Consider the following 10,991-nt stretch of genomic DNA (forward strand, 5'->3'; position numbering starts at 1 on the left):
TTATTTCCAGTCAATGTAGGAATGAATAGTCACGGCATAATCATGTCCCCAAATATCCTTCACATTGATTTTCACAGCATTTTTTAGACGGGTAAAAGTGACCTCTAAAACATTTTGAAGAATTATTTCATGACCTGCTAAATTTACCCGTCTGCGAAGGTTTGTCCCATACTTCTCATAGTAAATCGTTTCATTGTTATTTGTTAATACCATTCTCCCGGAAATGACCTCAGCCCGTGAGACACTGCGGACTTCCTTTTTTACTTGACTACAAAAAACCTCCCATTCCATTTCTTGTAACCTCACTTCTGAGTCCTCATTGTTTAAGACAATTTGTAATACTGGTGTTAGAAAAAAAGCAATCGTTGTAAAAATGGAGAAAGCAAACATTACCTCGAGAAGTGTAAATGCCTGTTCACTCCGGAGTAGCGCATTTCTCTGTTTCGGCATAGAAAGCATTTTTTTCAACCTTTACACACACCTCCTTATGACTCTTTCCCGGGATGTCACGCCAGTTGATTTTGTATTCTAGCCCATTATGAGAAATAGAATAACTAGTGAGAATTACATTGTCGATTAAATTTGCTTGGAGTTCTTCATATAAAAGCTGATTAGCCTTTTTATCTACTTCCAACTGCTGTGATTGGCTTTTTAAATCAATTAGTAATGGGATAAAAAACAAGCAAACCATAAACCAGGCAGATAAGGATAAGAGCAGCTCCAACAAAAAGAATCCATTATTCTTCGACAACATAGAACCGTCCCCTCCCAATTAAAACGGTCATTCGGTAACGCCTATCATTTGTCTGAATGGTAAGTGAACCGAACCTGTCCACATTACCATTCTGAATAAATTTAAAATATAAGGGTATTGATCCAGAGATAACATTAATTTTCTCAGAATACTTTCTCTCGACTAAACGCTGTAAGCTATTATTTTCATAAATTACGTACATATGCTTTTCAGCCATAATATTGACGATCACGTCACGTTGATGGGATATTGCGAATTGTTGTGCGTACAATATGTCCGCTTTTAGTTGAACAATAAAAGCTTCATCGTCAACCATATTGTACTGAGGCTTAAGGCTAAAGGCAGTAACCGAGGAAATAATTAAGAAGATAGAAAGAACAATTAAAGACTCAATTAATGTAAACCCCTTTTGATTGCTGAACATTATGGTGTTACGACAACAGTAACATTTCCTTCAGAGTCTATCTCGACTTCCTTTGTTCCATTTGGACATCCAGTTGCTTTTATATATTGATCAGTTTTTAGTTGTTCTAATGTAGGAATCTTATTGTTTTTCAATTGATATGATTGAACCTGAGCTTGGACCATTTTAACAAACGCTTCACAGCCTTTGTCATTAATATTTGCATTGTGCTTAGCAACATTCGGAATGGTTACAATTAACAACACAGAAATTACGAGCATAACAATCATCATTTCGACTAAAGTAAAACCCTTTTCATTTTTCATTTTTTTAACCTCCAGTTTTTTTATATACCGTCTAACAGATGGAACATTGGCAGTAAAATAGCTAAATACATGGATACGACTAGAAATCCGATAATAAGGTAGAGGATTGGCTGAATAGTTTTCATACTTTTTGCCAACCGTTCTTCCATACTAGTAATACAGTGCTGACTAAAAAAAAGTAATTCTTGTTCTAGCTTCCCATTTTCTTGACCATGTTTAATGATCATCGAAAATTCTTTTTCAAAAAAAGGGAATTCTGCCAGGATAGATTCTAGTTTTTCACCTGTAATAAGTTTTTCTTTAATCTCCTTTGCCAAAAGACAATAAAATGGCTGTCGATGATTCTTTTCAAACAGAAACAGAGCCTCTGAGACCGATATTCCACCAGATAATAAGAAACTTAATTGGACGGAAAAATAATGAGTAAACAGCAATTTGAGGATTCTTCCTGCAATTGGAATACGGACAAACTGTGCCCTTTGCTTAAGAACGGAGAGTTTTCGAAAAACAAGAAAATAATAGATTGCTAATAATAGTAAAAACATTAGTACTAGCAACATAATCATGGGAATATACCTATCAACAGAGTTGATAACGAGCGTAAAAAAGTTCGCCTCAAGACTCATTGAATTAAAAAGAGAAGTGAATTTTGGCAGAAGTGTTTTTTGTACAAATACGAATAAGAAACCAGTAATAAAAATCAGAAACATCGGATACTGAAGTAAATGAATAAGTTTTTTTACATCTTTGTCTTTTACAAACGCTAGCTGACTCCCCTCCAAAAGTGCCTCTGCAAAACTCCCATGCTGTTCTGCAAAAAAGACATATCCAATTAAATCCTTGTGAAAACCAAGTTTGTTTAAGACATCATGGAATGAATGACCTTGTTTTAAGTCAATGATACAATCATACAATTCCTCCTTTCGGCTGACAGGCAAGTGTAGTGAAATCGACTCAATGGCTTCTGCAATTGGATATCCTCTTGCTAGTAATTCACCCATTCTTTTCAAGAAGCGGGCCTGCTCCTGAACAGACCATTTATGGCGCCTCATGATCATATACCAGACGCTCAAATTCAGCTTCTTTGATGTATCCGAGAGCGATGCCTTTTTTTATTACTTCCTTAATTGTTCGGTATTGCGAGATAACATCTTCCCCTTTTGCTGCTTTCATTGCGGCGTTTAAGTTTCTTCCTGCTAAAAGCTCAAATACACTTGCCCTTTTCCAGCTGCCAAAGGAATAACAGTAGGGAGAGCACTCTCCCTCACAATATGGACAGGTTAATTCAACTAATCTTTGGGCCGCTACTGCAATTAACGTTTGCTCCACCTCTAACCAATTCACCCCAAATTCATGAAGACGATGAACCGCACCTTTCGCGTCACGGGTATGCATAGTGCTAAGCACTAAATGGCCTGTTAAGGCTGCACGGACAGCAATTTTAGCTGTTTCAGCATCACGAATTTCCCCTACCATAATAATGTCGGGATCATGACGCAGAATGGCCTTTAAGCCCGCTGCATAGGTAACTCCTGCCTTTTCATTCACTTGTATTTGTAAAACAGAATCATAATTTTTTTCAATGGGGTCTTCGAGTGTAATAACATTTCGGTGAAATAGGTGGGCAGTTTCGTTCAAAAGGGAATATAATGTGGTTGTTTTGCCACTGCCAGTCGGCCCGGTAAATATAATTAACCCGTGGGCGTGTTTAAGGAGTGCTAATAATTTTCTTGTCATACCTGGAAACAGTGAGAGTTGATGAAAAGGAATCTGTTCTTGTTGTGGTAAAAGTCTTATCACTAGACTTTCTCTGTTGTTTGAGGGGAGGGTTGAAAGTCTTAGACCCATTAATTGGCCTCCAACTTCACAAAATATCGCACCACTCTGCGGGCGTCTTCGTTCTCCGATATCCATATTTGCAGTGAATTTAAAATGTGAAATTAATCTGTCGCATTCATCCTTTGGTAGGGATAGTCGGGGGATAAGTTTGTTCGTTAGGCGAATCTGTACGAGTGTATCATCCTTTCTGGGAACAATGTGGATATCAGTTGCCTGGTTCCTCGCGGCATCTGTTATAATCCGATTGGCCAATATTTCAATAGAGCTTACAATAGGTAACACCACCTTTTTATTTTGTCTCTACAGTATTTCGACAGGATTCTATTTATTCCTGCATATTTTTTGAAATTAATTCAAAAAAATTGTTCAATATTTCACTATAAAAGTCACTCTTGACATACAAGTCGTATATGTTATGTACAACTTTTGTATAACAACAACCAAATGGATAGGACCTAATTGTGAACAAATTCTAAACATATAGTGTTAACATTGTTAACCTCATTCCCAAGTTACTGGGACTGTATTATACTAAAACTAAATTATGGGGGTTTGAGGTGAACTGAGATGGAACAAACATTAAAGATAACAAACGTTTTGTCCGATCCAACGAGGTATTACATTTATCAATACATTACTAAACGTCACCAAGAAGTAACTGTACAAGAGGTGGCAGAAAATTTTAATATCCATCCCAATGTAGCAAGATTACATTTATCAAAGCTTGAAGATGTTAATATGTTAGCATCAGAAACTAAAAAGACTGGTAAGGGCGGTAGACCAAGCAGGTTATATCGATTATCTGATGATGTCATTCAACTGCACTTCCCTTTCCGCGATTACATGCTTTTATCGAAAGTAGCAATTGAAACTATGCTCACACTAGGTGAAGCAGGTAAACAAGCACTCTATATAACAGGAAAACGTTTTGGCACCGAAGTAATCGAGCAGGAAATTGCTAAAAGACCGCATGTTGATGAATTAGATTTTGATCAAAAGTTAACTATATTAAAAAGTGCAGCAACTCTTGCAGGTCTTTATCCGGAATTCGAAGTAAATGGAGAAAAGACAAAAATCTACTTCCAGATTTTCAACTGTCCATTTAAAGAAGTTGCTGAGGATCACGAAGCAGTTTGCTCCATGCATCATGAATTTCTAAAAGGAATGTTTGAGGCACTTTTTGATTCTGTTGAACTTATCGAAAAGGAAAATATCGCATCTGGCTGCGAAACTTGCACTTATCAAGCATTAGTTTCAAACTAATTTGATACCATTATTTACTTTATACTGCCTTTTACTTTATAATATTGTAATGATGGTATCGTTTAGTAAAAGGGGGGTTACATATGGATCGTATGTACAGAGTTTTAGGTTTCTGGACGGGAATTTTTACAGTAATGTTTTATTTAGGTGATATGAATAAGACTGCATTACTTTTCCTAGCCCAAACCGGTTTCTTTGTTTTATTAAGCTATCTTAAACTTTCCGAACGCATGTATATGTACGTTTTCGGAGCATACTTGACTGTTTTCTTCGTAGGCTTCACATATTGGACAACTTTCATGATGCCGCTTGGTGGCGGAGGTCATTAATTGAAGAAAAGTAAAAAACACTGGAGACCAACTCCAGTGTTTTTATTTTTTGGTTATTCTATAAAAACATTCTGTTGAGTTACGTTTAATCCTTTTTGCTGAATAACAATTTGAAAGTAAGAACTTATTCCAGAAGGCATAATTAATCCTCGAATGGCCCGATTACGCTTGCTGACTTCAGAGAACGGGTTGGGATCGTAGTGATTTTCAAGTTCTTTAAGAATCCCGGCTTTTACTAAAAACTCATCCTGCCTTAACTTGGCAAACAGCTTTAAGCCAACTGTATCGCCCTTTTGCATCAGCCAATCTAAATGAATATGCGAGGTAATATCCATCTCTCCAGGGTACTTTAGTACATCAGTAATCATCTTATGCTGATAATACCCTCTCAAGCTACCACTGGCTCTGGCGGGCTGTTTCCACTCCTCATTTGTGTATCCGTAATCAGCCGTTACCACGAATCCTTTTGTTAAGGATTGAGAAATCTGTTCTAGCATGTTCCCCATAGTTAACGGTACTTCAATTCTTTGCTTTTCTTTTAATTCAATCCCGCTTACCTGCAAGAAGGATAATAGCTCTTGATTCGTTACTGGAATCTTTTCCTCATATAATCGTTCATTATCGATTCCAACCATAATTTCAAAAACTTGACCGTGCTCCTTCTGAATGACATGGACAGGAAGGGCATCAAAAAGTTCATTAGAAAAAATCATTCCATCAAAAGCCTTTAGTTCCCCAAGACTTTCAACTTGTACGATAGAAAAAACATCCTTCAGTAATTCATATTGTAATTCTCGATGATAGGCACTACTTTCAACAATGATATATGTAAGAGGAGTTTTAATTGTTTCCTGCCATTCCTGTAAAAAGGCATGGGCAAAGCGGCCATTTCCTCCGCCTATTTCACAGAAAACTGGAGCTAACTTATTAGTTAGACAAATGCCAGCGAACCATTTAGCAGTTATCCGGCCATAAATATCAGAAATATTACTAGTAGTAATAAAATCACCCTGTCGGCCAATCTTCTCTTTATTTTTCATATAATAACCTAGTTCCGGATGATAGAGTGTAGCCTCCATATATTCAGAATAAGTAATTAAATTTTTAGGAGCAGCGGAAATTAGGGTTGTTAAATAGTTAATCATATTAACTCCTTTTCTAGAAGCCGTTTAAAAATGGATTACTATCCATTTCTTCTCCTATACTAGTAATAGGACCATGTCCGGATAAAACCTCTGTTTCCTCAGGTAAAAATAGCAGTTTTTCATGAATGCTTTTTATTAACTGTTTATGGTTTCCGCCGGGAAGATCAGTACGGCCGATACTGCTCTTAAATAAGGCATCTCCTGATACGACAAACCCATCTTCTTTAAAATAATATGACACACTGCCTGGTGAGTGACCTGGAGTCTCAAATATGGAGAATTCAAAATGGCCGACCTTCATAACCTCTTCTTGTTTAATAATATAATCTGCCTTTTTCACCTTTAGCATTTCCTGCATCGCAAAATACTTTGAGCCATTTAATGCTGGGTCGGGTAACCAGTCCTCTTCCTCTTCGTGAATATAAACAGGAATTTGGTAATAGTCCCTTACTGCATCAACTGCGCCTATATGATCAAAATGGGCATGGGTTAATAAAATTGCTTTGGGCTTTAATTCTCTTTTCGTTAACCATTTAATAAGTTTTTTCCCTTCACTTCCGGGATCGAAAATTAAACAGGATTGATCTGGACCTTCTATTATGTAACAATTTGTTTGTAAAGCCCCCAGGGGGAGTTGAAACCACTTCATTCGATATACCTCCAAATATAAAAATACCTATGTATTATTTTACACCATATTAGGTGTATTACTATCTTTTAAGTCTCGACAAATGGGCGAAAAGAATATAAAATAGGATTCGAATGTATATAATATTCTTACATAACTATATTAGAAGTATTGGCTAATACCAAGTTTATTAAATAAAGGGGGCTTTAAAATGGGAATAGTGATTATTTTTGCTATAGTAACCATACTTGCAATTTACGGTTCATTTACTGCACTAAAAAATAAGAATTTTTTAGGTTTAGTTTTTGGTGTTTTAACGTTCCTAGTCTTTGGATGGTTTGCATTCATGACCTTGATTGAAAGCGGATTTCCAGCAGCACACTAATACACTACAAAAGACTGTCAAAAATTGGCAGTCTTTTTTAATTTACGTTAGTGATCATTTCATAAATTTTTTTATCTTTAATATCAATTATTTTTTCAAACTGGTTTCCGTATAGAAGCGCTTTTCCAGAAGGAGAGAACATAATTGGTTCATGTTTCATTCCCTCCAAGATTAACGTACTGGTCCCCTTTTTGACATCATAGGAAACAAGTTCAAAGTCCTCAGCATATGAATCAGCTTCCCCACTTCGTAATGGTTTGAAGGTAATAAATTCCCCGCTGCTTAAATTATAGTCATAAGACGGTACAAACCATCCTGAATACATTGATAATTGAGGCATGGAAAATGAAAATAACAGTTCCAGTTCCTTGGTGAAGAAAGAATAACTAGATTGTAAAGTATCTTGTTTGTTGACACCGATTGTCATCAAGACATCTTGAAAGGTTGAAAATTGAAAAACATCAGGAAAGATTGTTCTTTCGTCTTCAATTCCTAAGTTTTTTGATACCAAAGGTGCAAGGAGCGAAGGATTTTCATCATCCCAATCTAAAAAGACGATTTCATCCTCTCTTAACCATTTAATAAAGGGTTGCTTTATACTGACATCCCTAGTTTTTTTATTCTTTATATCCAACAACTGCATTTGAAAGGTCCAATCCTCAAAAAAAGAGGTGATAAGAATCTCTGACCCATTATAAGGATTCCACTCAAAAACTAATTCATAAGATGGGAAAGATTTTCTTGTTATTTCTAACCCACTGGAATCAATTATCGTAATAATTCCTTCATAGGTTGAAGGAGACGAATGAATGAGAATATGTTTAAAGTCGGGACTAATTTCCACATTGACAATTGGTTCTTCACTCTTATAAAGTAATTCACTTTCACCAGTTGCTAGCTGGTAGAGATACAGGTAAGAAGTTTGTTCAAGATTTGTAATATATAGCACTTGGTCATCAGAAAACCAGCCAGCTAATTTATTAAAACTGCCCTCTGGTATGTCAATTGGCAGTTTCCAGGTCTCTCCTAAAGGCGGTCGGACATCTGGTTTGTTAGTGTTTTCTGATGCCCTTGGCTCCTTTTGCAGCTGACTTGTACATCCGGCCAACAGGGGGGCAAAAACAAGAAACATTAAGGCTAAGAAACTAAACTTTGTCATCATTCTTTTTTCTGTCCGATACATTCTTAGCCCACTCCCCCTTTACCCTTGTATAAATTAGTACGTAATTATTTCATGAATGTTTCAATATTTTCAAAACTCTTCAAACAAATAGGAAAAAAGCCGTAGTTCACGGCCCTTTTCCTATTTGGGAAATGCTTACGATAATTCATTGTAATGGGATTAATATTAATTTACAAGAGGTGAACCTTCCATACTATAAATAAAGTGCTGCTAGAAAAATTCTTCCAACTTTTTCAAGTAACTCATTAAATTGAGATAGGGGCAATGGGTTAATTCCTTTACCTAGTTCCAAGGTAAAACCAGGACGTTTAAACTCTTGGATATACCAGTCCTTAAAACCCGCATGACTATCAACATTCCGTACTGCCCGATAACCGCTCACTCGTTCAAACTCTTTAGCCAGCAGTTCAGAATCTGGCGGTTCTCCCCCCTCATATCCCCAATAAAATTCCTCTCCTTGGGTATGAAACGCCAATACTCTATCGAAATCATTATTTTTAATCAATTCAGCCATTGCAATTGCTTCTGGTTCGGATAATGAAGAACTCCCGGGAAAATCTCTAGGGGCAGGCGACTTCGGTATCTTGCGCTCCTTTTCAATTTCCCAGTTTGCAGGGTACTGATTGTTCAAGTCAATTCCTCTTATATTCGCCTTCCAGTGAATAAAATCCTCACTGCCTTGATTAATGTTGATTACCTCTTCTCTTAGCGCTAAAGGCGGACCATGTAATACTAGATCAACTCCATCTGGGTTAACCATTGGAACAACTGATAATTCCACATCATTATACAAATTTATGGCTTCTAGTTTATTTAGTTTGTATCGGCCCGTTAATGATAGTAAATATTTATTGACAAGACTCATCAAGACCATTGTTGTAATCCACTCGTTTGCATGAAAAGAGGCATTAATATGGACTTTTTTTGCGCCTTTTCCAATTCGTATTTCTTGTATTGGCTGATTTAAAACACTATTTCCAATAGTATTGACTGATATAAAGGGAAATTCCTTTTTAAAATATGTTAATTGTTTCATTAGGCTCCTAGAATCAAGCGGTACTTTAGAAGATACAATCGGCTGGGTAATCCTTTCCGGTAAATATATCGTTTCATTTGGTTTCAATTGATTTGGGTTTATCATTTGATTCAATAGCAAAATTGCATCAATTGGTATGTTTCTCGACACCCCAATTTTCCATAACGTATCTGTTTCCTTAACTGAATATGGAATCGATGCATAACCTGGAATCTTAATTTTTTCAGTAAGCTTCAAATTGGATGGACCTTTATCAACGTTCGAATCAACTAAGAGATCAAGTGGAACCATGAACAATCGACCATAATACGATAAAGTGTCACCAGACCTGACACGGACCTCCATCAAATCCTCCTCCCATCATAAAAATCATATGAAGTATAAAGGAAAAAATGATAGTACAAAGAAAAAACCTACAATTGTGCAGGTTCTTTCGGGTTGATTCTATAACTTTATTTTATTCTTAATCAGCCAAGCTGCACCGATTACCCCGGCATCATTCCCTAAAGTTGCAAGTGCAAGCTCCGTCGAATCTCTTACTGCCGAGAATGCAAACTTAGAAAAGTTTTCTTTAACGGATTCCAACAAAAAATTGCCTGCTTTCGAAACGCCGCCACCGAGAACAATTTTTTGCGGATTAAGTGTATTAGCAATATTCGCTAGGGTTAAACCTAAATGGAAGGAAACCTCGTTCACTACTTTTTGAGCGATTACGTCACCATTACGTGCCATATCAAATACTTCCTTAGCTGTAACCTTTCCATTCTCAGCAAACAACTCAGACAGCCCTCCAGTGGTCCCTTCTTTGGAAAGTTCCTCCGTGGCTAGGCGAACAATTCCTGTAGCCGAAGCAATGGTTTCAAGACAACCTGTTTTCCCGCAATTACAAGGCGCTCCGCCAAATGGCATCACTGTAATATGGCCTATTTCACCTGCAGCTCCATTTGCCCCCTGAACGATACTGCCACCAGAAATAACTCCGCCGCCCACACCTGTACCAAGCGTAACACAAACAATGTTCTTTGCACCCTCACCGGCACCAGTCCACATTTCGCCTAAGGCAGCACAATTGGCATCATTTTCAACCGCAGCTGGTAATAATGTTAATTCTTCAAGACTCGCTTTTAACGGGAAGTTATCCTTCCAGCCTAAATTTACTACATTAAGTATGACTCCTGTTTCATAATCGACTGGTCCAGGTGCCCCCATTCCAATTCCGACTATTTTTGTCTTAGGATGGTCTAGCTCGGCTAGTCTTTCATTAATTGCATCGGAAATATTCTTTGTAATATTATGGCCTTCATTTGTATGATCCGTGGGAATCTCCCATTTATGAAGGATAACTCCTTCCATATTGATAAACGCAAGCTTAGTAGCCGTCCCGCCAAGATCTACTCCAGCAATCCACTTTTCTGACATACTATCACCTATTCCTCTGATCTTTTTCTCTTTGAAATTGTATTTCCTGACGAAGGATCAAAAGTGCTGTCGAATAATCTCTAGGCTCTATAAGCTGAGATTGATATAGCTCTTTTAATTCTGCCTCCATTAGCTCAAGGTCTGCTACTCGATCGCCAACGTAAATAATCGTACCGTATTGTTTTAAATATTGCTGTATTTCATAAATTGTTTTCATTTCTATCCCTCTGCCATCATATTGAAGAATCATCACAACCAAAAGTATACCCTAAGCAAACTTC

Annotated in this window: 15 protein-coding genes; 3 read left to right on the forward strand and 12 right to left on the reverse strand. The window is 37.0% G+C overall.

What is annotated here, in order from left to right:
- Genes comGF through comGA form a run of 6 tightly spaced genes read right to left on the reverse strand, consistent with a single transcriptional unit; the run spans nt 1 to nt 3,574 of the window.
- The gene (gene comGF, locus NSS81_RS04220; RefSeq protein WP_342433928.1) at nt 1-459 is read right to left on the reverse strand and encodes a competence type IV pilus minor pilin ComGF; all 459 of its coding nucleotides are present in this window, start codon (nt 457-459) and stop codon (nt 1-3) included.
- Nucleotides 416-754: a competence type IV pilus minor pilin ComGE gene (comGE, locus tag NSS81_RS04225; RefSeq protein ID WP_342432300.1), complete on the reverse strand. Its 339-nt coding sequence runs from the start codon at nt 752-754 to the stop codon at nt 416-418. Before comGE ends, comGF begins: the two co-directional genes overlap by 44 nt.
- Nucleotides 738-1,178 (reverse strand): competence type IV pilus minor pilin ComGD, encoded by a 441-nt coding sequence (comGD, locus tag NSS81_RS04230; protein ID WP_342432301.1) that lies wholly within the window; start codon nt 1,176-1,178, stop codon nt 738-740. Before comGD ends, comGE begins: the two co-directional genes overlap by 17 nt.
- The gene (comGC, locus tag NSS81_RS04235; RefSeq protein WP_342432302.1) at nt 1,178-1,483 is read right to left on the reverse strand and encodes a competence type IV pilus major pilin ComGC; all 306 of its coding nucleotides are present in this window, start codon (nt 1,481-1,483) and stop codon (nt 1,178-1,180) included. The genes comGD and comGC overlap by 1 nt, the downstream gene beginning before the upstream one ends.
- Nucleotides 1,484-1,503: 20 nt before the next feature.
- Nucleotides 1,504-2,535 carry a competence type IV pilus assembly protein ComGB gene (gene comGB / locus NSS81_RS04240; RefSeq protein WP_342432303.1) on the reverse strand — a complete coding sequence of 344 codons (1,032 nt, stop codon included), beginning with the start codon at nt 2,533-2,535 and terminating at the stop codon, nt 1,504-1,506.
- Nucleotides 2,522-3,574 carry a competence type IV pilus ATPase ComGA gene (gene comGA, locus NSS81_RS04245; protein WP_342432304.1) on the reverse strand — a complete coding sequence of 351 codons (1,053 nt, stop codon included), beginning with the start codon at nt 3,572-3,574 and terminating at the stop codon, nt 2,522-2,524. The genes comGB and comGA overlap by 14 nt, the downstream gene beginning before the upstream one ends.
- Nucleotides 3,575-3,889: 315 nt before the next feature.
- Here comGA and NSS81_RS04250 point away from each other — a divergent pair, with 315 nt between their 5' ends.
- Nucleotides 3,890-4,585, forward strand: a complete 696-nt coding sequence (locus NSS81_RS04250; protein WP_342432305.1) for a helix-turn-helix domain-containing protein — start codon at nt 3,890-3,892, stop codon at nt 4,583-4,585.
- A gap of 83 nt (nt 4,586-4,668) precedes the next feature.
- A complete protein-coding gene (locus tag NSS81_RS04255) occupies nt 4,669-4,914 on the forward strand; it encodes a DUF2626 domain-containing protein (protein WP_342432306.1) in 246 nt (81 codons plus the stop codon).
- Nucleotides 4,915-4,967: 53 nt separating this feature from the next.
- Here the strand turns inward: NSS81_RS04255 and NSS81_RS04260 are convergent, their stop codons facing one another.
- Nucleotides 4,968-6,059 (reverse strand): SAM-dependent methyltransferase, encoded by a 1,092-nt coding sequence (locus NSS81_RS04260; RefSeq protein WP_342432307.1) that lies wholly within the window; start codon nt 6,057-6,059, stop codon nt 4,968-4,970.
- Between the two features lie 13 nt (nt 6,060-6,072).
- The gene (locus NSS81_RS04265) at nt 6,073-6,708 is read right to left on the reverse strand and encodes an MBL fold metallo-hydrolase (protein ID WP_342432308.1); all 636 of its coding nucleotides are present in this window, start codon (nt 6,706-6,708) and stop codon (nt 6,073-6,075) included.
- 190 nt (nt 6,709-6,898) lie between these two features.
- Here NSS81_RS04265 and NSS81_RS04270 point away from each other — a divergent pair, with 190 nt between their 5' ends.
- Nucleotides 6,899-7,072 carry a DUF2759 domain-containing protein gene (locus tag NSS81_RS04270; RefSeq protein WP_342432309.1) on the forward strand — a complete coding sequence of 58 codons (174 nt, stop codon included), beginning with the start codon at nt 6,899-6,901 and terminating at the stop codon, nt 7,070-7,072.
- Nucleotides 7,073-7,109: 37 nt separating this feature from the next.
- On the opposite strand, the gene NSS81_RS04275 is transcribed toward NSS81_RS04270, so the two are convergent.
- From NSS81_RS04275 to NSS81_RS04290, 4 genes are all read right to left on the reverse strand, one after another.
- Nucleotides 7,110-8,255 (reverse strand): hypothetical protein, encoded by a 1,146-nt coding sequence (locus NSS81_RS04275; protein WP_342432310.1) that lies wholly within the window; start codon nt 8,253-8,255, stop codon nt 7,110-7,112.
- 193 nt (nt 8,256-8,448) lie between these two features.
- Nucleotides 8,449-9,636, reverse strand: coding sequence for a M14 family zinc carboxypeptidase (locus tag NSS81_RS04280; protein ID WP_342432311.1), 1,188 nt, complete (start codon nt 9,634-9,636; stop codon nt 8,449-8,451).
- Between the two features lie 99 nt (nt 9,637-9,735).
- Nucleotides 9,736-10,710 (reverse strand): ROK family glucokinase, encoded by a 975-nt coding sequence (locus NSS81_RS04285; RefSeq protein WP_342432312.1) that lies wholly within the window; start codon nt 10,708-10,710, stop codon nt 9,736-9,738.
- A gap of 4 nt (nt 10,711-10,714) precedes the next feature.
- Nucleotides 10,715-10,927 (reverse strand): YqgQ family protein, encoded by a 213-nt coding sequence (locus NSS81_RS04290; protein WP_342433929.1) that lies wholly within the window; start codon nt 10,925-10,927, stop codon nt 10,715-10,717.
- Nucleotides 10,928-10,991: the final 64 nt, after the last annotated feature.

The sequence above is a fragment of the Neobacillus sp. FSL H8-0543 genome, from assembly GCF_038592905.1.
GTDB lineage: Bacteria > Bacillota > Bacilli > Bacillales > Cytobacillaceae > Neobacillus.

Excerpts from the sequence above, each read along its gene's own strand:
- comGF (WP_342433928.1), bottom strand. The coding sequence starts at position 459 with ATGCTTTCTATGCCGAAACAGAGAAATGCGCTACTCCGGAGTGAACAG.
- comGC (WP_342432302.1), bottom strand. The coding sequence starts at position 1,483 with ATGAAAAATGAAAAGGGTTTTACTTTAGTCGAAATGATGATTGTTATG.
- NSS81_RS04280 (WP_342432311.1), bottom strand. The coding sequence starts at position 9,636 with ATGGAGGTCCGTGTCAGGTCTGGTGACACTTTATCGTATTATGGTCGA.
- NSS81_RS04290 (WP_342433929.1), bottom strand. The coding sequence starts at position 10,927 with ATGAAAACAATTTATGAAATACAGCAATATTTAAAACAATACGGTACG.
- NSS81_RS04250 (WP_342432305.1), top strand. The coding sequence starts at position 3,890 with ATGGAACAAACATTAAAGATAACAAACGTTTTGTCCGATCCAACGAGG.
- NSS81_RS04275 (WP_342432310.1), bottom strand. The coding sequence starts at position 8,255 with ATGTATCGGACAGAAAAAAGAATGATGACAAAGTTTAGTTTCTTAGCC.
- comGD (WP_342432301.1), bottom strand. The coding sequence starts at position 1,178 with ATGTTCAGCAATCAAAAGGGGTTTACATTAATTGAGTCTTTAATTGTT.
- NSS81_RS04260 (WP_342432307.1), bottom strand. The coding sequence starts at position 6,059 with ATGATTAACTATTTAACAACCCTAATTTCCGCTGCTCCTAAAAATTTA.
- NSS81_RS04285 (WP_342432312.1), bottom strand. The coding sequence starts at position 10,710 with ATGTCAGAAAAGTGGATTGCTGGAGTAGATCTTGGCGGGACGGCTACT.
- comGB (WP_342432303.1), bottom strand. The coding sequence starts at position 2,535 with ATGAGGCGCCATAAATGGTCTGTTCAGGAGCAGGCCCGCTTCTTGAAA.
- NSS81_RS04255 (WP_342432306.1), top strand. The coding sequence starts at position 4,669 with ATGGATCGTATGTACAGAGTTTTAGGTTTCTGGACGGGAATTTTTACA.
- NSS81_RS04265 (WP_342432308.1), bottom strand. The coding sequence starts at position 6,708 with ATGAAGTGGTTTCAACTCCCCCTGGGGGCTTTACAAACAAATTGTTAC.
- NSS81_RS04270 (WP_342432309.1), top strand. The coding sequence starts at position 6,899 with ATGGGAATAGTGATTATTTTTGCTATAGTAACCATACTTGCAATTTAC.
- comGE (WP_342432300.1), bottom strand. The coding sequence starts at position 754 with ATGTTGTCGAAGAATAATGGATTCTTTTTGTTGGAGCTGCTCTTATCC.